At 37.3% G+C, this 21,404-nt stretch carries 20 protein-coding genes; 13 read left to right on the forward strand and 7 right to left on the reverse strand.

The window, feature by feature from the left end; genetic code table 11:
- The 3 genes from secG to groL all read left to right on the forward strand — a co-directional run bounded on the left by secG (nucleotide 1) and on the right by groL (nucleotide 2,529).
- Nucleotides 1–369 carry a preprotein translocase subunit SecG gene (secG, locus tag HCO57_RS08665; RefSeq protein WP_136951406.1) on the forward strand — a complete coding sequence of 123 codons (369 nt, stop codon included), beginning with the start codon at nucleotides 1–3 and terminating at the stop codon, nucleotides 367–369.
- 149 nt (nucleotides 370–518) lie between these two features.
- On the forward strand, nucleotides 519–797 hold the full coding sequence (groES, locus tag HCO57_RS08670; protein ID WP_136951407.1) for a co-chaperone GroES: 279 nt from the start codon (nucleotides 519–521) through the stop codon (nucleotides 795–797).
- 100 nt (nucleotides 798–897) lie between these two features.
- Nucleotides 898–2,529 (forward strand): chaperonin GroEL, encoded by a 1,632-nt coding sequence (gene groL, locus HCO57_RS08675; RefSeq protein WP_136951408.1) that lies wholly within the window; start codon nucleotides 898–900, stop codon nucleotides 2,527–2,529.
- A 69-nt stretch (nucleotides 2,530–2,598) separates the two neighbouring features.
- Here the strand turns inward: groL and HCO57_RS08680 are convergent, their stop codons facing one another.
- From HCO57_RS08680 to HCO57_RS08700, 5 genes are all read right to left on the reverse strand, one after another.
- Nucleotides 2,599–3,291 (reverse strand): hypothetical protein, encoded by a 693-nt coding sequence (locus HCO57_RS08680; RefSeq protein ID WP_209066113.1) that lies wholly within the window; start codon nucleotides 3,289–3,291, stop codon nucleotides 2,599–2,601.
- A gap of 465 nt (nucleotides 3,292–3,756) precedes the next feature.
- Nucleotides 3,757–4,473 (reverse strand): heavy-metal-associated domain-containing protein, encoded by a 717-nt coding sequence (locus HCO57_RS08685; RefSeq protein ID WP_167988722.1) that lies wholly within the window; start codon nucleotides 4,471–4,473, stop codon nucleotides 3,757–3,759.
- Entirely contained in the window at nucleotides 4,473–4,832 is a 360-nt protein-coding gene (locus HCO57_RS08690) for a heavy-metal-associated domain-containing protein (RefSeq protein WP_167988723.1), read from the reverse strand. The genes HCO57_RS08685 and HCO57_RS08690 overlap by 1 nt, the downstream gene beginning before the upstream one ends.
- Nucleotides 4,833–4,840: 8 nt before the next feature.
- Nucleotides 4,841–7,081: a TonB-dependent receptor gene (locus tag HCO57_RS08695; RefSeq protein WP_167988724.1), complete on the reverse strand. Its 2,241-nt coding sequence runs from the start codon at nucleotides 7,079–7,081 to the stop codon at nucleotides 4,841–4,843.
- Nucleotides 7,082–7,154: 73 nt separating this feature from the next.
- Nucleotides 7,155–7,568, reverse strand: a complete 414-nt coding sequence (locus HCO57_RS08700) for an HYC_CC_PP family protein (RefSeq protein WP_167988725.1) — start codon at nucleotides 7,566–7,568, stop codon at nucleotides 7,155–7,157.
- 125 nt (nucleotides 7,569–7,693) lie between these two features.
- On the opposite strand from HCO57_RS08700, the gene HCO57_RS08705 reads away from it, so the two are divergent.
- The 6 genes from HCO57_RS08705 to rodA all read left to right on the forward strand — a co-directional run bounded on the left by HCO57_RS08705 (nucleotide 7,694) and on the right by rodA (nucleotide 15,362).
- On the forward strand, nucleotides 7,694–8,146 hold the full coding sequence (locus HCO57_RS08705; RefSeq protein WP_167988726.1) for a GAF domain-containing protein: 453 nt from the start codon (nucleotides 7,694–7,696) through the stop codon (nucleotides 8,144–8,146).
- A gap of 90 nt (nucleotides 8,147–8,236) precedes the next feature.
- Nucleotides 8,237–9,769 (forward strand): bifunctional phosphoribosylaminoimidazolecarboxamide formyltransferase/IMP cyclohydrolase, encoded by a 1,533-nt coding sequence (gene purH, locus HCO57_RS08710; protein ID WP_167988727.1) that lies wholly within the window; start codon nucleotides 8,237–8,239, stop codon nucleotides 9,767–9,769.
- A 54-nt stretch (nucleotides 9,770–9,823) separates the two neighbouring features.
- Nucleotides 9,824–10,852, forward strand: coding sequence for a rod shape-determining protein (locus HCO57_RS08715; RefSeq protein ID WP_136951415.1), 1,029 nt, complete (start codon nucleotides 9,824–9,826; stop codon nucleotides 10,850–10,852).
- A 50-nt stretch (nucleotides 10,853–10,902) separates the two neighbouring features.
- Nucleotides 10,903–11,712, forward strand: a complete 810-nt coding sequence (gene mreC, locus HCO57_RS08720; protein ID WP_167988728.1) for a rod shape-determining protein MreC — start codon at nucleotides 10,903–10,905, stop codon at nucleotides 11,710–11,712.
- A gap of 511 nt (nucleotides 11,713–12,223) precedes the next feature.
- Nucleotides 12,224–14,092, forward strand: a complete 1,869-nt coding sequence (locus HCO57_RS08725; protein WP_167988729.1) for a peptidoglycan D,D-transpeptidase FtsI family protein — start codon at nucleotides 12,224–12,226, stop codon at nucleotides 14,090–14,092.
- The gene (gene rodA, locus HCO57_RS08730) at nucleotides 14,082–15,362 is read left to right on the forward strand and encodes a rod shape-determining protein RodA (protein ID WP_167988730.1); all 1,281 of its coding nucleotides are present in this window, start codon (nucleotides 14,082–14,084) and stop codon (nucleotides 15,360–15,362) included. Before HCO57_RS08725 ends, rodA begins: the two co-directional genes overlap by 11 nt.
- Here the strand turns inward: rodA and HCO57_RS08735 are convergent.
- The gene (locus HCO57_RS08735; protein ID WP_167988731.1) at nucleotides 15,359–16,159 is read right to left on the reverse strand and encodes a DNA/RNA non-specific endonuclease; all 801 of its coding nucleotides are present in this window, start codon (nucleotides 16,157–16,159) and stop codon (nucleotides 15,359–15,361) included. The two genes, rodA and HCO57_RS08735, sit on opposite strands and share 4 nt — an antisense overlap.
- Nucleotides 16,160–16,237: 78 nt before the next feature.
- Nucleotides 16,238–18,442: a carboxy terminal-processing peptidase gene (locus tag HCO57_RS08740; protein ID WP_167988732.1), complete on the reverse strand. Its 2,205-nt coding sequence runs from the start codon at nucleotides 18,440–18,442 to the stop codon at nucleotides 16,238–16,240.
- Nucleotides 18,443–18,637: 195 nt separating this feature from the next.
- Here HCO57_RS08740 and surE point away from each other — a divergent pair, with 195 nt between their 5' ends.
- The 4 genes from surE to HCO57_RS08760 all read left to right on the forward strand — a co-directional run bounded on the left by surE (nucleotide 18,638) and on the right by HCO57_RS08760 (nucleotide 21,401).
- Nucleotides 18,638–19,411, forward strand: coding sequence for a 5'/3'-nucleotidase SurE (gene surE / locus HCO57_RS08745; RefSeq protein ID WP_167988733.1), 774 nt, complete (start codon nucleotides 18,638–18,640; stop codon nucleotides 19,409–19,411).
- Nucleotides 19,412–19,699, forward strand: coding sequence for a hypothetical protein (locus HCO57_RS08750; protein ID WP_136951423.1), 288 nt, complete (start codon nucleotides 19,412–19,414; stop codon nucleotides 19,697–19,699).
- A 1-nt stretch (nucleotide 19,700) separates the two neighbouring features.
- Entirely contained in the window at nucleotides 19,701–20,810 is a 1,110-nt protein-coding gene (lpxB, locus tag HCO57_RS08755; protein WP_167988734.1) for a lipid-A-disaccharide synthase, read from the forward strand.
- Between the two features lie 84 nt (nucleotides 20,811–20,894).
- The gene (locus tag HCO57_RS08760; protein WP_317171139.1) at nucleotides 20,895–21,401 is read left to right on the forward strand and encodes a C40 family peptidase; all 507 of its coding nucleotides are present in this window, start codon (nucleotides 20,895–20,897) and stop codon (nucleotides 21,399–21,401) included.
- Nucleotides 21,402–21,404 lie beyond the last annotated feature (3 nt).

Raw genomic sequence — 21,404 nt, forward strand, 5'->3', positions numbered from 1 at the left:
ATGAGTACGTTTACTATTTTTCTAGGCCTAATTATTGTTGTATGCCTACTATTAGTCTTGGTTATTATGGTGCAGAATCCAAAAGGAGGCGGATTGTCTTCTTCTTTTGGTGGTGGTGGCAACCAAGTTGTAGGTGGCGTTAAGAAAACTGGAGACTTTTTGGATAAAAGTACATGGACATTAGCAGTATTGTTAATTGTGCTAATCCTTTTAAGTAATTTATCTCTAAAAGGTAGCTTTGGCGCTCCAGAATCTAAAGTATTACAAGGTGAGGATATTGAAACGACAGTTCCAGAAACTGTTCCGGAAACAGTCCCAGAAACCACCCCTGCAGCCCCAAGTGATGGCACTGCAGACACCATCCAATAAACAAAACGGATGCTAAAAAATTTAAAAATGCCAGCTTGGATGACAAGCTGGCATTTTTAGTTTTACATATTGTCAGTTTTTGGCAATTGGCACAATTTCTGCCCACTGCAATGCAGAATATTTAAAACTAATACCTAAAATTTTATAAAATGGCGAAAGTTAATATTAAACCATTAGCAGACAGGGTTCTTATTGAGCCTATGGCGGCCGAGACCAAAACGGCCTCTGGTATCATTATTCCAGACACTGCCAAAGAAAAACCACAAAAAGGTAAAGTTGTTGCAGTTGGTCCTGGAACCAAAGACGAAGCAATGACAGTTAAAGTAGGTGATTCCGTGCTTTATGGAAAATATGCCGGAACCGACTTAAAACTAGAAGGTGTAGACTACCTAATTATGAGAGAGAGCGATATACTTGCAATTGTATAATCCGCAAATTCCAAATTAAAACAAATCTCAAATTCTAAAGTTTCAAAAATTTACGTCAACAGTAAATCTTGAAATTTTAATTTTTTAAAACATTATAATAATGGCAAAAGACATAACATTTGACATTGATGCACGTGACGGCCTAAAAAAAGGTGTAGATGCATTGGCTAACGCGGTTAAAGTAACCCTAGGCCCTAAAGGTAGAAACGTTATCATCAGCAAATCTTTTGGTGCTCCACAAGTCACTAAAGATGGTGTAACTGTTGCTAAAGAAATAGAATTGGCAGATGCGCTAGAGAATATGGGAGCACAAATGGTAAAAGAAGTAGCTTCTAAAACTAACGACCTTGCAGGTGATGGTACTACTACGGCCACCGTATTAGCACAGGCTATTGTAAAAGAAGGCTTAAAAAATGTTGCGGCAGGCGCTAACCCTATGGACCTTAAAAGAGGTATTGACAAGGCTGTAGAAGCTATTGTTGAGGATTTAGCTAAGCAATCTAAAAAAGTAGGAGATTCTACAGATAAAATTAAGCAAGTAGCCTCTATTTCTGCTAATAACGACGAAACTATTGGCGACTTAATTGCACAAGCTTTTGAAAAAGTAGGTAAAGAAGGTGTAATCACGGTAGAAGAAGCTAAAGGTACAGATACTTACGTAGATGTAGTAGAAGGTATGCAGTTTGACAGAGGATACCTTTCTCCATACTTTGTAACCGATTCTGAAAAGATGGTTGCTGAGTTAGACAACCCTTACATCTTGTTATTTGACAAGAAAATCTCTTCTATGAAGGATTTATTACCAGTACTTGAGCCTGTGGCACAATCTGGCAAGCCTTTATTGATTATTGCAGAAGACGTAGATGGTGAAGCACTAGCTACTTTAGTGGTAAACAAATTACGTGGTTCTTTAAAAATTGCTGCTGTTAAAGCTCCTGGTTTTGGAGATAGAAGAAAAGCAATGTTGGAAGATATTGCAATCTTAACTAACGGTACCGTTATTTCTGAAGAAAGAGGATTCTCCTTGGAGACTGCTACTATTGATATGTTAGGTACTACAGAGCGTGTGTCTATAGACAAAGACAATACAACAATTGTAAATGGTTCTGGTGCTGCTGATAACATTAAAACTCGTGTAAACCAGATTAAATCTCAAATAGAGACTACTACTTCTGATTACGATAAAGAAAAACTTCAAGAACGTCTTGCTAAATTAGCTGGTGGTGTAGCCGTACTTTATGTTGGTGCTGCTTCTGAAGTTGAAATGAAAGAGAAGAAAGACCGCGTAGATGATGCCTTACACGCAACTAGAGCAGCTGTAGAAGAAGGTATTGTTGCTGGTGGTGGTGTTGCTTTGGTTAGAGCAAAATCTGTTCTAGACAAAGTTAAGACTGAAAATGCTGATGAAGCTACCGGTTTACAAATTGTAGCAAGAGCTATTGAGGCGCCTATCAGAACTATTGTTTCTAATGCTGGTGGCGAGGGATCTGTAGTGGTTGCTAAAATCTTAGAAGGTAAAGGTGATTTTGGTTATGATGCAAAATCTGACCAGTATGTAGAAATGATGAAGGCTGGTATCATTGACCCTAAGAAAGTAACTCGTGTTGCTTTGGAAAATGCAGCTTCTGTTGCAGGTATGATTTTGACTACCGAGTGTGCATTAACAGACATTAAGGAAGATACGCCTGCAGGGCCTCCAATGCCAGGTGGCGGTATGCCAGGTATGATGTAATTCTAGTTTTAAGAACTACAAATAACAAAAAGCCATGTTGTATTCAACATGGCTTTTTCATTTTCACCCCTACTCCTTCTCTTTATTAATTTTTACATCGTCAAAAACGTAACCCGCCGCAGCATTACTGGTATCGTCCACGTCATAATAAACATATAACAAATAAGCAGACTTACCCCAAAATGTGTCCGATTTTACCGGTCTATTCTGCAGGTTTATATTGCCACTCTCTTTATAAATATTCAAAGCATACTCATTTGTTTCGCGGTTTATGCCAACTAAAAATGTTTGCTTTTCATTAGCGGTATAAGTCCCAATAACATGTTCGTTATAAGCACCATCCGTTAATAGCAGGTGGCCATCTTTGAATTTTATATCAAAGGCAGACTCAAAGTGCCCTCCAGAAAAACTTATATGGAATGTTTTGTGATTCGTACTTTCAGGTGTACCCAAGAAGCTATAGTTCAAAAATTTATTAGAAGATGGCACATTATCAGACTCAAACCACATCAATTTAAAAGAACAGTTAGGTTCATTGTAGAAGCGCATGGATTTAGACCCAATAGTAGCGTTGTCTACAACCGTTATACCACAATTACCTTTTATTTCATCCCCAGAAGGTTCTCCTGGCGGATTAGGGTTTGGTGCTGAGCCTAGGTTATCAGCATTAAAATTTGCGCTAAAAATGAGAGGCCCACAAGAAGTCATCATAAAACAAAAGCAAAAAGAGACGCACAATTTAATCGAAGCAATGGTTTTCATATCATATAAATATTAAATGTTTACATTTTTTAGATATGATTCCACTAAAGCCATATGGGGAAGGAGGAAACTAAACAGCCACAGAATCAACGCAAAACTAAAGTGCTTGCATGGCTAAACTATTCTTAATTGTATCACTGACAATTAAAACTGTGTTATTATCCATAATTCACGTATAAATCAAATAAAAAAAGACCCCGTATTTACGGAGTCTTCTATCACCCTAATTAAAAAAAAGAGTCGTTTAAAACGACTCTTCCTGTTATTTTAAAACCAGATTCCATCTTGGAATCTAACCACCAAATTACTTCTTCTTGCCAGTAGCTTGGGTAGTCTTTTGAGCTCTAGCAGCAGGAGCTGCTTTAGCTGACTGAGACTTTCCAGAGGATTTAGCTTTTGCCATAATTGTTAATTTAAAAACCGATGTAAATGTAGATGATGGATCAATCCGTTGGTCAATTTTGGCTAAAGATTAACTAAAAGCATGGACACCGCCATTACCAGCATTATAGCGTTTTCTATAAAGGTAGCCTCTGTCATTGGCAAATTTAAAGTTGTACCCAAACAAGCACATTTTATTGCCTTCTTATCCAAGATAGACTTAGTTACACCAACAGTTGTTATACCCAATACAATCAAGGTAATTACTAGCCCCAATCGCAACTGAAATCGCATTAAGAACATCAGCCCTAACGCCACTTCTATAAAAGGGTAAATTTTACCATAAACAGGAACCCGCTTTGCCAAGGGATCATACATGCCAAAACTTTCTGGAAAGCCCTTTAGATCTAACAGTTTAAAAAAACTAAAAACAATAAAAAATAGCCCCATGAAATCTAACATAGCACTACTCCAATCCCAACTTTTGTAGTTGAGTAAAAAAGCTGCAACCAACAAATATGCAAATATGAGAAACAAAGGCTTAAGCTGCTTCCATTTAGATACTACTTCCTCAGAGGTTGCTTCAGGATGAGTTTCGGTTGTACTAGTTACCGTATATTTTTCAGGCAAAGCAGATTGTAATTCAGTAGCAGCAATAACCCGGTTTGAAGTAATAGTAGCCAAGGAAGATTCCAGATTCACCTCAACCTGTTCTATTCCTTTTATAGCTGCTATTTTTTTGGTCACGGATGCTACACAGCCATTGCAAGTCATCCCATTTACCAAGAATTCTTGCTTCATTAATCGTGATGCTTAGAATCGTCTGTATTATCCTCGCGGTATTTACAACATGGATGAATTTGAGCATAAGCCTCTTCTGTTGCTTTCAATTCTTTACTATCATGACCCACCGCCGCGATGGCAGACTTTATTTCCATGCTATTGGTTTTGCGCTCATCTATTATTAAAGACAATTCGTGCGTAGGAACATCCCAGTTGGCATATTTAACCCCTTTAACTCCCAAACAAGCTTTTTCTATGCGTGTTTTACACATGCCGCATTTACCATTGACCTCAAAATTCAACTTTTTGTTCTTGTCTTGCGCTGTTGCGGTAAGCGCCATTAAAACTACTCCTAAAAATAAAATAAGTTTTTTCATCGTATTGTTTAATTAAGTTTATATCTAAATCCAGCATAGAACATTCTACCCATTATGGGCGCATATACTATGCTTGTATCAAAATTTGGACCAAAAGGGTCATTGGCGCCGAGCACGGGATTTTCTTGTTTAACATTACTAAGATTTTCCCCGCCCACATAAAATTCAACGCTTGGACTAAAAACTTTTGTTAGCTGCGCATTCATATGGCTATATCCGCCTGCAAAATCATCTAGAGGAGCCCCATTAACAATTGCACTAGGCAAACGCTGCTTACCATAAATATGTACGGTATAGTCCATTTTCCATTGAGAACCGTTTTCTTTTACTTTAGTTTCATATCCCAAATTTGCAAAAAAGCGATGTTGTGCCTGCAGCGGCTGCTGTAAACTACCACTTCTGTAATCTGTCCGTACATCATAATATTTATAAGCCGTACGCACCTCTGTCTGTGGTAATATTCTATGATTGAGCTCTATTTGCAAACTAGTCCCTACGCTTTTTCCTTCTAAATTGTAAAAATTAATTTCGCCAGCAGTTTCCCAATCTACCACTACTTTATCTCTAAAATCTGTACGGTACAAATCCACATTAAATTCCCCTGGCCTACCTAAAAAAGTGAATCCCTGTAAAAAGCTAAGCCCATAATTCCATGCATCCTCAGGGTTAAGCCCATACACCTCTCCTCCTGCATTTAGGATATTAATAGTGCGTGCCGTGGCAAATAATTGCTGGTTTTCTGCAAAAATATTAGCAGCACGCTTACCTCTACCAAAAGACCCTTTTAGACTAGCACGCTCCCAAGGTGTATATCTAAGATGAAATCTGGGCGTAATAAATGTTCCCAATCTGTTGTGAGTATCTACCCTTACCCCAGCGGTTAAACTTAGTCGCTCCATATTATCAAAAGCGTATTCTAAAAAAGCACCACCAGAAACATCATTTCTAGAATAATCTAACGCAAGAGCAATTTCTTCATAACCATCGTAAGCAAAAGTTACCCCTGTTTTAAACTTATGCTGAGTATCACCTATGATAGAACTAAACAACATATTACCGTAAATGCTTTCATGATCTATAAAATAATCACGTAATCCAAAATAAGAATCTTGTTGGTGCTTGCTATACGATGCTTGAAAGCCCAAACTTTGAAATGGAAGTTCAGGAAAAACGTAACCTATTTTTAAGGATCCATCCAAACGCTTGGTATCAATTTCTGCGCCCCATGCATTGATTGTAAACTTATCAGTATCTGGATTAAAATCTAACGCTCCTAATTGTTTATTATCCGTTAAGAATCTAATATTCAAAAAACTAACCCAGCCTTTCTCTGCATCTTGAAACTGCCATCTGTTCATCACATTTATTTGATCCGATAAAGGGGCGTCTAAAAATCCATCACCATTTTCTTCTTCTATTTGGCTTCTTTTGTTGGCATGCACATACAAACCCGTACTCCATTTAGCGTTGAGTTTATGATTGAAATGTGTATTTAATTCGTACCTCCCATTTTCATTGGCATAACCATTTACAAAAAGCTTTTTATCTGTAAACGGTTTAACTATCTCTGCATTTATTTGACCAGAAATACTCTCATACCCGTTAACCACAGAGCCCGCCCCTTTGGTAATTTGGATACTTTCTATCCACGTTCCAGGGGTAAATGTTAATCCAAATGCCTGTGATGCTCCACGGACCATTGGTATATTTTCTTGCGTAATTAACAAATAGGGACTGGTAAGACCCAACATTTGTATTTGTTTAGTACCCGTTATAGCATCAGAAATATTTACATCTATTGATGGATTAGTTTCAAAACTTTCTGCCAAATTGCAACAAGCAGCTTTAAGCAACTCTGCACTATTTACAGTTACTACATTTTGCGGAGAAAAGTATGTTTTCTGCAAAGATTCTCTCTTTTGTTCCACAACAACCTCATCTAATTGATTGGAAGGCTGTAGGGTGTGTTGCACCATTTTTGGCTCGGTAATGGTTAATGTATCGGTTTTAAAACCAATATAACTTACCACCAGTTTATCGTATTCTCCAGTATAGGGTATAGCAAAAAGACCATCTTTATTAGTAATGGTTCCTATAGGTGAGTTGAGCCAATACACATTAGCCCCAGGCAGTGCCAAATGCTTTCCTGCTGCATTGCCCTCCATAATCATGCCTTCCACTTTATCCTGGGCATGACCAAAGTTTAAAATTAGTAGTAAAATGGCGAAAAGCCAATAAGTATTTTTCATTGTAATTTGATATCATAAGGTTACATACAATTTTTCAGGTCATCATAGACCAGTTTCTTGTAAAACCTTAAAATCAAATTAGATATACTTCGTAAAGCTGATGTAGTTTCCGCTCAGGTAAAGGAGGCGCCTCAATAAGATGCGCAGTAGCCGTATCTAGCTCTACGGATAGCAAATGAAGATAAGCAACCGTATAGGTTTGTAGAAAAGCTTGTTGCTCAAAATCTAAATCGTCCCAAGAGGCTTTAATTAAATCGTCTTGCCCAGATAGGGTAAAGGAATCGTCATCACAACAACCAGGCTTCTCTTGCTCGGTATCCAATAAAGCAAGAGCAGCTTCCATTCCACACTCTTCGGCACTATGAAAAAAAGCAACATCCATAAGTCTACCCATGCACAAATGCTTGTCTACCGTCCAAGAGAATGTAGAAAGCAATACTAGGCAAGCTAATGCTATAGAAAAACTATGTTTTACCGCTTTTTTCACCCTGCAAAAATACAAAATTTTAAGCTCGATACTTAAACGCGTTTTTGTTTGATATATTTTTAACAGCTTCTATTGTAAGGAATAGGAATACTACCGACTTTTGCACTCTATAAATTTTGATAGCAATGTTCGACGCTTTAAAACCACAGATAACAACTCTACTAAATAACACAACCCAAACCGCAGAGCAACGCATGCAAGCTATTTGCGAGCTATTGAAGGCAAATATTCCACACTATGATTGGGTTGGCTTTTACTTTAAAAATGGTGATAAGCGCGAACTAAAATTAGGGTCCTATGCGGGTGCACCTACAGACCATACCATTATTCCTTTTGGTAAGGGCATTTGTGGACAAGTGGCAGAAAGCAACCAAAACTTTGTAGTACCAGATGTACAAGCCCAAGATAATTACATTGCTTGTAGCATTACCGTAAAGTCAGAAATTGTAATTCCATTGTTTAAAAATGGAGAGAATATTGGCCAGATAGACATAGACTCTAACACACCGGACCCTTTTACAGCAGAAGACGAATGTTTTCTGGAATGGGTAAACGAAGGTGTTTCTCAAATTCTTTAAAACTTAAGGTTTTTTGTTAATAACCCATTAAGGTTTTTCTGGTGAAATAAAGTACTTTTGAAGCTTAATTTTTTCCACTTCAAAATTCTAATGAGTACTACCAAAAAAGCAACATCGGCATTAATTTCCGTATTTCATAAAGACGGACTAGAACCTATTGTTAAAAAACTAGACGAACTTGGGGTTACCCTATATTCTACCGGAGGCACGGAGAAGTTTATTAAAGACCTAGGCATAGATGTAGTTGCCGTAGAAGATGTAACTAGCTACCCCTCTATTTTAGGTGGCCGCGTTAAAACCTTACATCCAAAAATTTTTGGTGGCATATTAAACAGACAAGATCATGAAGGCGATGTGGCTCAGATGCAAGAATTTGAAATTCCACAGTTAGACATCGTTATTGTAGACTTGTATCCATTTGAAAAAACGGTAGCCAGTGGTGCTGCTGAACAAGATATTATTGAAAAAATTGACATAGGCGGTATTTCTTTGATTAGAGCGGCCGCAAAAAATTTCAAAGATGTGCTATGCGTTTCCTCTATGGAAGATTATGGCCAATTTTTGGATATTATAACCAATGGTAATGGCGAGACTACCTTAGAAGAAAGAAAATTGTTCGCTGCTAAAGCGTTTAATGTTTCATCACATTATGATTCCGCTATTTTCAACTACTTTAATCAAAAACAAGAAGTTACTAGTTTAAAAATCAGCGAAACGCAGGGACAGGTATTGCGTTATGGAGAAAACCCACACCAAAAAGGGTATTTCTTTGGCGATTTTGACGCTATGTTTGATAAACTACACGGTAAAGAATTATCTTACAACAACCTTTTAGATGTGGATGCAGCCGTTAATTTAATGGGAGAATTCCAAAACGACGCTCCTACTTTTGCTATTTTAAAGCACAATAACGCTTGTGGTCTTGCTACTAGAAATACCATAAAAGAAGCATATGTTGATGCACTTGCTGGCGACCCTGTTTCTGCTTTTGGCGGCATCTTAATAAGCAACACGGAAATTGACAAGGCAACTGCTGATGAAATTCACCAACTGTTTTGCGAAGTGGTAATTGCACCTTCTTATTCTGATGACGCTCTAGAGGTTTTGAAAGGCAAAAAGAATAGAATAATCTTAATACAAAAAGAAGTAGTATTGCCCGCCAACCAAGTACGTACTTGTTTAAACGGTTTTTTGTTACAAGACAAAGACAACAAGAGCGATGCAAAAGAAGATTTAAACAATGTTACCGATAAGGCAGCCACTGCTGAGGAAATAGAAGATTTACTTTTTGCTTCTAAAATCTGTAAGCACACTAAAAGCAACACCATTGTATTGGCAAAAAACAAACAATTGTGTGCTAGCGGTACCGGGCAAACTTCTAGAGTAGATGCCTTAAACCAAGCCATACACAAAGCAGGTTCTTTTAATTTTGATTTGAATGGTGCCGTCATGGCCAGTGACGCCTTTTTTCCATTCCCAGATTGTGTAGAGATTGCCCACAAAGCAGGAATAAGTTCCGTTATACAACCAGGTGGCTCTATCAAAGACCAATTGAGTGTAGATTATTGCAACGAAAACGGACTTTCTATGGTAATGACAGGCACAAGACATTTTAAGCATTAAATTGCTTACTTTTACCGATAAATTTTACCTTTAATCTAAAATTAGGACCTTTCTATGGGATTCTTTGATTTCATGACCGAGGAGATTGCCATTGACCTTGGTACGGCAAACACCTTAATAATACATTTGGACAAGGTTGTGGTAGATAGCCCTTCCATTGTGGCCCGTGACCGTGTGTCTGGGAAGATAATTGCCGTAGGTAAGGAGGCGAGTATGATGCAGGGGAAAACCCATGAAAACATTAAAACCATACGCCCACTTAAGGATGGTGTAATCGCAGATTTTGATGCTTCTGAAAAGATGATTAATATGTTCATTAAGAACATACCTGCGCTTAAAAAGAAATGGTTCCCACCTGCATTGCGCATGGTAATTTGTATTCCTTCTGGTATTACAGAAGTAGAAATGCGTGCCGTTCGTGAATCTGCAGAACGTGTTAATGGCAAAGAAGTTTACCTAATTCATGAACCTATGGCAGCAGCAATAGGTATTGGATTAGACATTATGCAACCCAAAGGGAATATGATTGTAGATATAGGTGGTGGTACCACGGAAATTGCGGTTATTGCCCTTGGTGGTATTGTTTGTGATAAATCTGTAAAGATTGCTGGCGATGTCTTTACCAATGATATTATCTATTACATGCGTACACAACACAATTTATATGTGGGAGAAAGTACTGCAGAAGCTATAAAAATTGAAATTGGAGCTGCTACGGAAGATTTGCAGTCCCCGCCAGATGACAAACAGATTCAAGGTAGGGATTTGTTAACCGGAAAACCAAAACAGGTACAAGTAACTTACCGTGAAATTGCAAAAGCCTTAGATAAAAGTATTTTACGCGTAGAAGATGCGGTTATGGAGACCCTATCACAGACTCCACCAGAACTTGCTGCAGATATTTACAATACAGGTATTTACCTTGCTGGTGGAGGCTCAATGCTTCGTGGTCTGGATAAACGTTTATCTCAAAAAACAGATTTACCCGTTTATATTGCCGAAGATCCTTTAAGGGCAGTAGTACGCGGTACGGGAATAGCGCTTAAAAATTTGGATAGATACAAGAGTATTTTAATTAAGTAAGGCTCTAGTAGCCTTACTGGTTTATTCCAAGGTAAAATACATCAGGTGGAATGCAAAGAATTATCAATTTTATAATCAACAACAGAAATGCATTTCTCTATGCGGTATTGGTATTGTTTGGCCTTATAATTACGGTAAACACTCATTCCTATCATCAATCCAAATTCTTCAACTCTTCTAAATGGATTACAGGTAGTATATATGGCGTATCTTACAACATAAAAGATTATTTTAATCTCAGAGAAGAAAACCAAAGACTCGTTTTAGAAAACGAACAATTGCGGGAGCAACTACTCAATGCCCCTGTTACCTATTTATCTGATAGTATATATAATTTTACTGTTACACCCGCCAAGGCTCTTAAAAACATGTATGCCTCACCTAGAAATTACATCACTTTAGACAAAGGAGAAAAGGATGGCATAAAACAAGACATGGGTGTAATTACACCCCTAGGCGTTCTTGGCATCATAGAAAATACATCTAACAACTTTAGTGTGGTGCAAAGCATCTTAAACACAAAATCTAATATAAACGCCAAAATAAAAAATACCAATTACTTTGGTTCATTGGTATGGAATGCCCAAGATTATAGAACGGTACAATTAATAGACATTCCAAGGTCGGTTCCTTTAACAGTTGGTGACACTATCACCACAGGGGCTATGTCCAGCATTTTTCCGGAAGACATCCCAATTGGTGTAATCAAAGCGTATGATTTGAACCAAAACCAAAGTACGTTTACCATCAACGTAGATTTGTTTAATGATATGGCAAACATTAAAAATGTCTATATCATTAAAAATAAGAATAGAAAAGAAGTACTAGAATTGCAAAAATTGGTAGAAGATGCAAAATAATCCAATACCATTAACCATTATTCGTTTTGTACTTTTAGTACTTGCGCAAGTGCTATTGTTTAACCATCTAAACTTTTGGGGTTACATTAACCCACTAGTTTATGTATTGTTCTTCTACTGGTACCCGCTTAGGGAAAACAAATCAGTTTTTTTATTGGTCAGTTTTTTGTTAGGTTTTGCAATCGATTTATTTTCTGACACCATGGCGTTACATTCCATAGCTGCAATTACAGTTGCCTACGCCAGACCCCTTCTAATGCGCTTTTGCTTTGGCGCGAATTTTGAATTTCAAGGGTTTACCTTTAAAAACACAACTAAAGTACAACGCGCGACTTTCTTATTACTGTTAATTATAGTGCAACACGTGGTATTCTTTTCGCTAGAAATTTTAAGTTTCTCGCATATCCTATTAATTTTGAAAAAAATACTATTTACTAGTTTAACTACGTTTCTATTTTGTGTATTACTTAGTTCTCTCTTTGCTAGAGAACAAGACCTATAGTTAATTTCCATGAGGCGATTACTTTTATCATCCATAATTATCATTATTGGGATAACCTTTATTAGTAGATTATCCTACCTACAACTACTGCGCTTTTCTCCCAATCAGATATTAGAAGACCCTGCCATTAAAGCCGTTTACGATTATCCTGAACGAGGCTATATTTATGATAGAAATGGTAAACTAATGGTAGGTAACCAGCCTGCGTATGACGTTATGGTAATACCTAGGGAGACCAAACCTTTAGATACACTAGAATTTTGTCAACTCTTAGGCATTACAAAAGAAAAATTTATAGAACAGCTTAAAAAGGCACGTATCTACTCCCCTAGATTACCCTCTGTTGTAGTACCACAATTATCTAAAGAAGATTATGCCGGACTACAAGAGAAAATGCGTAAATACCAAGGATTCTACATTCAAAAACGTTCTTTGCGTGATTACAAAACAAATAGCGCTGCCAATGTACTTGGTTATATTAGTGAAGTGAATGAGGCTGATTTAAGAGCCAATCCGTACTACCGTGCAGGCGAATTAAAAGGCCGTACTGGTATAGAAAAGCAGTACGAAGAATTACTACGAGGCAGAAAAGGAGTTAAGTACATTCAAAAAGACCGGTTTAATAGAGACATTGGACCCTATAAAGAAGGCAAATTAGATACGCTACCAAAACTGGGCAAAGAAGTACACATTACTATTGATAAAGACCTGCAAGAATACGGAGAACGTTTAATGCATGGAAAAAGAGGTGGTATTGTGGCGATTGAACCTTCTACTGGAGAAATATTAGCTTTAATTTCTGGACCTACGTACGACCCTTCATTATTGGTGGGCCGCGAACGCTCTAAAAACTATAGTAAACTACATTATGACAGTGTTGCGAGGCCTACTTGGGACCGTTCCATTTTAGCAGAACCCTCTCCAGGTTCACCTTTTAAAACTTTAAATGCACTTGTAGGATTAGAAGAAGGTGTGATTGACGAACACACAAAATTCACTTGCTACAACGGGTTCTACGTTGGCAGACAAAAGAAAGGATGTCATTGCGGTGGTGGTGTTAGAGACATGAATTCTGGTATCTATAAATCTTGTAACGCTTATTTTGCAGGTACCTTTAGAAAAATATACGCCAAGTACCAAACCACAGATGAAGGTATGGATGCTTGGGAAAAACACATGAAAAGTTTTGGGCTTGGGAATTACCTAGGTGTAGATTTACCTACTGGAAGACCTGGAAGAATCCCTAACAAAGAATTCTATGATAAATGGTACGGAGACAATCGCTGGGGCTCTTCAACAATAATATCTAATTCTATTGGGCAAGGAGAGGTTGCTATAACACCTATACAATTAGCTAATGTAATGGCTGCAATTTCTAATAGAGGGTTTTACTATACACCCCACATCATCAAAGAAATAGGCAACGGTCTTACTATTGATGAGAGTTTTACAGAAAAGAAATACACTACTATTTCGCCAGAACATTTTGAACCTGTAATAGAAGGTATGGCTAATGTGTATAGAGTGGGGACTGCACGCTATCTAAACATTCCTGGGATAGAAATTGCTGGCAAAACAGGCACTGTAGAGAATTTCACAAAAATAGATGGAGAACGTGTACAACTTACTGATCATTCTGTTTTCACCGCCTTTGCACCTTTAAAACGCCCTAAAATTGCTATTGCTGTTTACATAGAAAATGGATACTACGGAGCGCGTTATGCTGGCCATATTGCATCATTAATGATAGAAAAATATGTAAATGGTGAAATTACACGTACAGATTTGGAAAAGCGTATGCTAGAAAAGACTTTGGAGCATGAGTATGCCAAACCGTTTAGCGGAGAACCGTTTAAAATAAATGAGTATGTCTGGTAGTAGCATGCTTAAAAAATTAGATTGGGTTACCATTTTACTTTATTTAATTTTAGTGTTTTTTGGCTGGGTAAACATATACAGTACCACTTTTGTAGACGCTGATGTTTCTGTATTTGACATGTCTACCCGCTATGGTAAACAACTGTTTTTCGTTGGCGCCTCCTTGGTTTTTATTATCATCATATTAGCCATAGAAAACTCGTTTTTTGAGCGGTTTGCCAGCTTATTTTACATCATTTCTATTGTTCTTCTAATAGGTCTTTTCCTTTTTGGCAAAAAGATTGGCGGCGCTATTAGCTGGTATGATTTAGGATTTTTCAATTTTCAACCTTCAGAATTAGGCAAATTAACCACCGCTCTCGCGTTAGCAAAATATTTGAGTGACATACAAACAGATTTAAGAAAAGGAAAACACCAATGGTACGCTGTACTTATCCTTTTAATACCTATCATCTTAATTTTACCGCAGCCAGACCCAGGAAGTGCTCTGGTCTATTTTTCCTTGTTCTTTGTGCTCTTTAGAGAAGGTATGCCCTTAAAGTATTTAGGTTTTGCCTTAATGCTAATTCTACTCTTTGTCTGTACATTAAAATATGGAGTAATCTGGGTAGTTATTGGTATGGGTATTCTAACCTCTTTATTTTTCTTGTTCAAAAAACCTCAATTAAAAATACCGACCGTACCTCTAATTTTATTTTTAGTAGCAAGCCTTGTTGTTTCTTTATCCGTAGACTTTGTGTACAATAATGTTTTTGAGCAACGCCACAGAGATCGCTTTAGCTTATGGTTGGGTTTAGAGAAGGACCCAGTGCGATTAGAACAAATTAAAAAAACGATTGGCTACAATACATACCAAGCCGAAAAGGCTATTGAATCTGGAGGTCTTAAAGGGAAAGGATTTTTAGAAGGCACCAGAACTAAAGGAGATTTTGTTCCTGAACAAGACACAGACTACATTTTTAGTTCGGTAGGTGAAGAGTGGGGTTTTTTAGGAACCTCCGCTGTTGTACTTGTTTTTTCTTTATTCTTTTTACGTCTTATTATGCTTGCAGAGCGACAGAAAAAAGATTTTGGACGCATGTATGGCTATGGCATTATATCTATACTTTTAACCCACTATTTTGTAAATATTGGTATGGTAATAGGTTTACTACCAACCATAGGCATTCCCTTACCCTTTTTTAGTTACGGCGGTTCTGGGTTACTCTTTTTTACTGGTATGCTTTTTATCTTTTTAAAGTTTGATGCGGAGCGATTGAGCGAACTTTAGAACTCCCAATCTGATTGATACGTTTTTGACTCTAGCTGGTTTTCTAAATTGTCTTGTAGCTTTGGAAAAAAATCGATTCCTGTAGCTTTTTCTACTACATCTACTGGTACAACAAAGTCCATAAAAGATGCCGTTGTAGGTCTGTTTGGCATTAAAAAAGCTAAAACCGTATAATCATCGCCTTTAGGGCGTATTACAATTTTATAATAACTATTGGGCACATCTACATCTTCATCCCCTATTTCCTTTAGTCCATCTTCTAACACTCCAGCCGTAATTATATATAGGTCACCGTACTTTTTACACCAACGCCTTACTTGTTTTTCTAATTCGTTCCAAACACCTGCATTAAAAGCTCTATTCTGAGGAGATATGTTACTGGTATAAAATGTTTCGTTATACGCATATTCTGTGAACTTACGGTCACCAGCCGGTACTAAATGCCCCCTATCATAACCAGAACCTCTATAATTACGCCAATCTGCAGATTTACTCTTTACCTTAGGGTCTTCTATAAAATATGGACGTTTTCTATCGTCATACGTTAAATGCTCTCGCTTTAACTCGTAAGCTACCCATTCTGCCTGTTCGTGCGCCTCACTATAAGACAACATGTAATGGTCATGCTCCACGGTTGCTCCATATGTGGAACTAGGCTGTAATTGTTCTAAAAAAGGACTGTGCTGAGATTGCTGGGCAGGATTAGAATAGGCAGCGGGTGTGTAAAAATTCTGGAATAACCAAAAGCCAACAGTGAGCGCAATTAAAATAAGGGAGTAAGTCGTCTTTTTTTTCATGCTACAAAAATACTTTTTTGCAAAGAAAAAGCCCCAACGGAAAATCCATTAGGGCTTTACTTTGCTGTTTAGTATTGACTAGCCTTTAACGGCTAGTTTATGCTTTTCATGTTTAATTGCATTTAACTTTAAATCTTGCAACACGTTTATTGCCTCTTCTACATAAATATCTTTAGCTAAATCTTTATGCCAACGATCACGCTTTTCTCTTAACACCTCATCTTGAGCAAATAATTCTTGCTCATATTCTAAGGATTGAAATGTCAATTTAGAATCGTAATCTCTTAATTTTTTAAAGTAATTAGACTTTTCTTTATTCGCCTCTTGATCTTTCTTATACGCTTCATAATTCAAAGAAACCACATTTTCATCTTGTTGCTCTTTTACCCATCTTGCGTTTTCTTCTAATAGCTTTATTTGCGGATTATTCTCTAGTCGATTTTTACTTCTAGAGACGGTACCTTCGTAATCAATATAGCCATCCCATGTATTATAATCCGCAGGAGAAATTTTATCCCAACCCAGAGGATTGTCTTGATCACGTTCTCCTAAATCTATATAACTATAACGGTCTGGAACCACAATGTCACTCTTAACCCCTTCTAACTGGGTAGAACCTCCATTAATTCTATAAAATTTTTGTGTAGTTAGTTTGATGGCACCTAAATCTCCGTGCTCATTACTACGCACTATATTTTCTAATGGAATTACATTTTGTACGGTTCCTTTACCAAAAGTCTGCTTACTACCAATTACGATAGCTCGCTTATAATCTTGCATTGCGGCTGCTAAAATCTCAGAAGCAGAAGCGGATAATTCGTTTACCAAGATTACCAAAGGACCATCCCATTGAATTCGCTCATCATTGTCTTCATGAATCTCTTTGCGTTGACCAGAAGATTTGACCTGTACAATAGGGCCATCTTTAATAAATAAACCAGCCATTTCTACCACGGTTTTTAGAGACCCACCACCATTATCTCTTAAATCTAAGATGAGACCTTCTGCACCGGCTTCTTTTAAGCGTTCTACTTCTTTAGCCACGTCTGTAGCCGCGTTACGCTCCGTATAATCCTCAAAATCCACATAGAATTTAGGTAAATGGATAAGCCCATATTTTCTATCCTCTTGGATTACCGTAGCAGATTTAGCGTAGGACTCTTCTAATTCAACCACATCTCTGGTAATAGACACAACCTCAACGGTACCATCTACCTTACGCACTGTTAAATCTACAATAGTACCTTTTGGACCCTTTATTAATTTTATAGCATCATCTAAACGCATACCTACAATATCTATAGGTTCATCTCCGTTCTGACCTACTTTTAAAATCTCATCCCCTACCTCTAGGCTTTTTTCTCTCCAAACTGGACCGCCACTAATAATTTCAACAATTTTTGCTCCTTCTGGCTTTTTCTGCAAACGGGCACCAATGCCCTCAAATTTACCAGACATGCTAATATCAAACTTATCTTTTTCTTCTGGAGCAAAGTAGAATGTATGTGGGTCAAACTCGTCCACAATAGTATTTATATACTGTACAAACCAATCTTTACGCTCTAAACCAGCAACAAAATCAAAAAATTCGTCCAGAGTATTTTTGGTGCTTTCTCTAGAAGAAGCTTCCACCTCCGCTAAGGTCATGTCTCTAAGTGGCTTTTTGCCATCACTCTTTGCACGTTCAAATTCTACTGCTGCTAAGTCTTCTCCAACAGCACTTTCACCACTACCACCAGAAGCTATGGATTTAGTTCTGATTTTAATTTTATTATCGTAGGTACCCAGGGTGTTATATTTTAATTGCTTTCTCCAACGTTCCTTTAATTCTCTTTTATTAGAGGCGTAAGGCTCGTCTTTGTAGTCCACTTTTATTTCCTCTTTCTTGGTATAATCAAAAGGCTCCGATAAGATTTCTGTGTAAACCGCCTGAGCTTCGTCCATACGAGTCATGAGGCGTTGGTAAACCAAGTTGAAGAATGTAATATCTGTATTCTTAATTTGGTCATCTATCTGGTACTTGTACTTTTCAAACTCTTTAATATCATCCTCTAAAAAGTAACGTTTTGTTGGATCTAGGATATCTAGAAAATCTTCAAAAACATTAGCAGAAAATTTATCATTTATTTGTTTAGGCTCATAATGCCCACGCTCTAAAACGTAGGTAATTAAGTCTAATAGGAGTTTGTCTTTATCATCATTCTCAAAAGATTTGTTGGTAAAGCTGCAAGAAGCAACTGCCACCATACTGACCAAAAGGACTAAGATTAAATTCTTCTTCATAATATATTGCTAGAAGTGTTTTTAGGTTTAAACTCACGATTTCCTTGGCTTCCTACCACCGTAAAAACCACTCTTAATTAACTAAGATACAGAAAAAACCATGCCAGTTTGCTATATCCCTTTTAATTTTTTGTTAAACGGAAAACCCGTCTCATCCTTATGAAAAACGTATTTTTACACTATTAATTATACCCAATGGAAAAACCTTTGATTTTAGTAACCAATGATGATGGCATTACAGCACCAGGACTACGTAAATTAGTTGCTATTATGAAGGAGATAGGTGATGTAGTAGTAGTAGCGCCAGACAGTCCCCAATCTGGTATGGGCCATGCCATAACTATAGATAATACGCTACATTCCAAGCAAATGACAATAGACCATGAGCACGGTGCTCCCTTAGAGTATTCTTGTAGTGGTACTCCGGCAGATTGCGTTAAATTGGCACTACAAGAATTACTAGATAAAAAGCCAGATTTGGTGGTAAGTGGCATTAATCACGGGTCTAATGCCTCTATAAATGTTATTTATTCTGGAACCATGAGTGCTGCCATAGAAGCAGGAATAGAAGGGCTCCCTGCTATAGGTTTTTCGTTATGTGATTATACTTGGGATGCTAATTTTGATGGCGCCACTGAGGCTATTAAAACAATAGTACAAGAAGCGCTAACTAATGGGATACCACAAGGAACGGCATTAAACGTAAACATACCCAAGACGGATGGCAAGTTGCCAAAAGGCATAAAAGTATGTAGGCAGGCAAAGGCCAATTGGAAAGAAAAATTTGATAAACGTTTTAGTCCTAGTGGCAGAGAATATTATTGGTTAACTGGGGAATTTGAGCTTCTAGACAAAGGTGAAGACACAGATATCTACGCGTTAAACAACGGTTATATTTCTGTAGTCCCCACCCAATTTGACTTAACAGCACACCATGCCATACAAACAATAAATAGTTGGAATATTTAAATGAATACAAGTAAAAAAGACGTTCTGATTGGGTTGGTGGTAGGGTTAATTGCTAATACTTTTGGCTCTTTACTATACATTGTCCTATTTTCTAAATTGGGCATTTTAGAAACCTTAAAAGTAGCACGCCAACAAGATCATTTAGGGAGCATATTAGCCTTAGGTGCTATCCTGAATTTATTAGCATTCTTTGGTTTCTTGCGATTAAAAAGGGATTATCGAGCTAGAGGGGTAATGATTGCCACGGTCATTACTGCACTGACCATTCTGTATTTTAAGATTTTCTAGAATGAAATACTATATCATTGCAGGCGAAGCTTCTGGCGATTTACACGGCTCTAATCTTATTAAAGCTCTAAAAGCAAAAGACCCAGAAGCAGAAATACGTGCTTTTGGCGGTGATCTTATGCAACAGGCAGGCGCAACACTAGCCTTACACTATAAGGCAATGGCTTTCATGGGCTTTTTAGAGGTAGTAAAAAACATAAGGCAAATATTTAAAAACATGGCCTTTTGTAAGGAAGACATTGCTGCTTTTTCTCCTGACGCATTGATTTTTATAGATTTTTCCGGATTTAACCTCAGGATTGCAAAATGGGCAAAAACCAAAAATTACAACACCAATTACTATATAAGTCCGCAAGTTTGGGCCTCTAGAGCTAGCAGAGTTGAAAAGATAAAACAATACATTGACCAAATGTATGTAATCCTACCGTTTGAAAAAGCTTTTTACGCCAAATACAATTATAAGGTAGATTTTGTTGGGCATCCTTTGTTAGATGCTATTGCCAACACACCAACCCAGTCTTTATCCATATTTTGTGCTCAAAACAATTTATCTAAAGACAAAAAGATTATTGCGTTATTGCCAGGCAGCAGAAAACAAGAGGTAGAAAAAATGTTGGCATTAATGCTGCAAACTGCAAACAACTTTCCAGAGTATCAATTTGTTATTGCAGGTGCTCCAAGTTTAGATAATGAATTTTATCAAAAATTTCTAAAAAAAGATTATGTGGCATTTGTAAAAAATCAGACGTATTCGCTACTATCTAATGCACATGCTGCCTTGGTCACTAGTGGTACCGCTACTTTAGAAACGGCCTTGTTTAGAGTACCACAAGTGGTTTGTTACCGCGGTAATTGGGTATCTTACCAAATCGCAAAGCGAATCATAACTTTGGAATACATCTCTTTAGTCAATTTAATAATGAATAAAGAGGTGGTAAAAGAGTTAATACAAGACGATTTAAACCTTAAAAATTTAAAACAAGAGTTAGCCAAAATTTTAGAACCGTCTCACAGAAATTCTGTCGTACAGCAGTATGATGCTTTAATCCACAAACTTGGTGGTGCTGGTGCTAGCGAAAAAACGGCCCAATTGATTATAGAAAATGCTTAATTTTAACCTACAAGAGACAACCCACCTTGTATGTTCAAAAAATTATCCCTTTTATCTTTACTGTTTTGCCTAGCAAATTGCGGGGTGAAAAAGAAAACTACTTATGCGAAGGATCAAGAACGCAGTATTACCGTTAATGCAGACCCAATTGAACTAGAAAAAGAGAAGCCTGGTAGAAAACCTAAGCGCAAGGAAGAAGTTGGGGTTACTAAGGCAGATGCCATAGTTGGCGTAGCATTAGGTTTTGCAGGTACACGGTACCGTTATGGAGGAACCACCAGAAAAGGAATGGACTGCAGTGGTCTGGTATACGTTTCTTTACTAGAAAACAATATTTCTTTTCCTAGAGTTTCTTATCAGATGGCCAATGAAGGGGAACGCATAAAACTTAATCAGGTACAAAAAGGCGATTTATTATTTTTTAAAACGAGCAAACGCAGTAAACGCATAAATCATGTAGGCCTAGTAGTAGAAGTAGACGGAAAGGATATTAAATTTATACATTCTACCACCTCCAGAGGCGTAATTGTATCTTCTATTAAAGAAGGTTATTGGAATGGTGCTTTTGTAAAAGCTACACGTATTTTATAAACC

This window comes from Croceivirga sp. JEA036, from assembly GCF_011882165.1.
Classification (GTDB): Bacteria; Bacteroidota; Bacteroidia; order Flavobacteriales; family Flavobacteriaceae; genus Croceivirga.

Coding starts and splice junctions, on each gene's coding strand:
- surE (WP_167988733.1), top strand. CDS start 18,638: ATGGAAAAACCTTTGATTTTAGTAACCAATGATGATGGCATTACAGCA.
- HCO57_RS08705 (WP_167988726.1), top strand. CDS start 7,694: ATGTTCGACGCTTTAAAACCACAGATAACAACTCTACTAAATAACACA.
- mreC (WP_167988728.1), top strand. CDS start 10,903: ATGCAAAGAATTATCAATTTTATAATCAACAACAGAAATGCATTTCTC.
- HCO57_RS08750 (WP_136951423.1), top strand. CDS start 19,412: ATGAATACAAGTAAAAAAGACGTTCTGATTGGGTTGGTGGTAGGGTTA.
- HCO57_RS08725 (WP_167988729.1), top strand. CDS start 12,224: ATGAGGCGATTACTTTTATCATCCATAATTATCATTATTGGGATAACC.
- groES (WP_136951407.1), top strand. CDS start 519: ATGGCGAAAGTTAATATTAAACCATTAGCAGACAGGGTTCTTATTGAG.
- HCO57_RS08680 (WP_209066113.1), bottom strand. CDS start 3,291: ATGAAAACCATTGCTTCGATTAAATTGTGCGTCTCTTTTTGCTTTTGT.
- HCO57_RS08690 (WP_167988723.1), bottom strand. CDS start 4,832: ATGAAAAAACTTATTTTATTTTTAGGAGTAGTTTTAATGGCGCTTACC.
- HCO57_RS08695 (WP_167988724.1), bottom strand. CDS start 7,081: ATGAAAAATACTTATTGGCTTTTCGCCATTTTACTACTAATTTTAAAC.
- HCO57_RS08685 (WP_167988722.1), bottom strand. CDS start 4,473: ATGAAGCAAGAATTCTTGGTAAATGGGATGACTTGCAATGGCTGTGTA.
- secG (WP_136951406.1), top strand. CDS start 1: ATGAGTACGTTTACTATTTTTCTAGGCCTAATTATTGTTGTATGCCTA.
- HCO57_RS08735 (WP_167988731.1), bottom strand. CDS start 16,159: ATGAAAAAAAAGACGACTTACTCCCTTATTTTAATTGCGCTCACTGTT.
- purH (WP_167988727.1), top strand. CDS start 8,237: ATGAGTACTACCAAAAAAGCAACATCGGCATTAATTTCCGTATTTCAT.
- HCO57_RS08740 (WP_167988732.1), bottom strand. CDS start 18,442: ATGAAGAAGAATTTAATCTTAGTCCTTTTGGTCAGTATGGTGGCAGTT.
- groL (WP_136951408.1), top strand. CDS start 898: ATGGCAAAAGACATAACATTTGACATTGATGCACGTGACGGCCTAAAA.
- rodA (WP_167988730.1), top strand. CDS start 14,082: ATGTCTGGTAGTAGCATGCTTAAAAAATTAGATTGGGTTACCATTTTA.
- lpxB (WP_167988734.1), top strand. CDS start 19,701: ATGAAATACTATATCATTGCAGGCGAAGCTTCTGGCGATTTACACGGC.
- HCO57_RS08715 (WP_136951415.1), top strand. CDS start 9,824: ATGGGATTCTTTGATTTCATGACCGAGGAGATTGCCATTGACCTTGGT.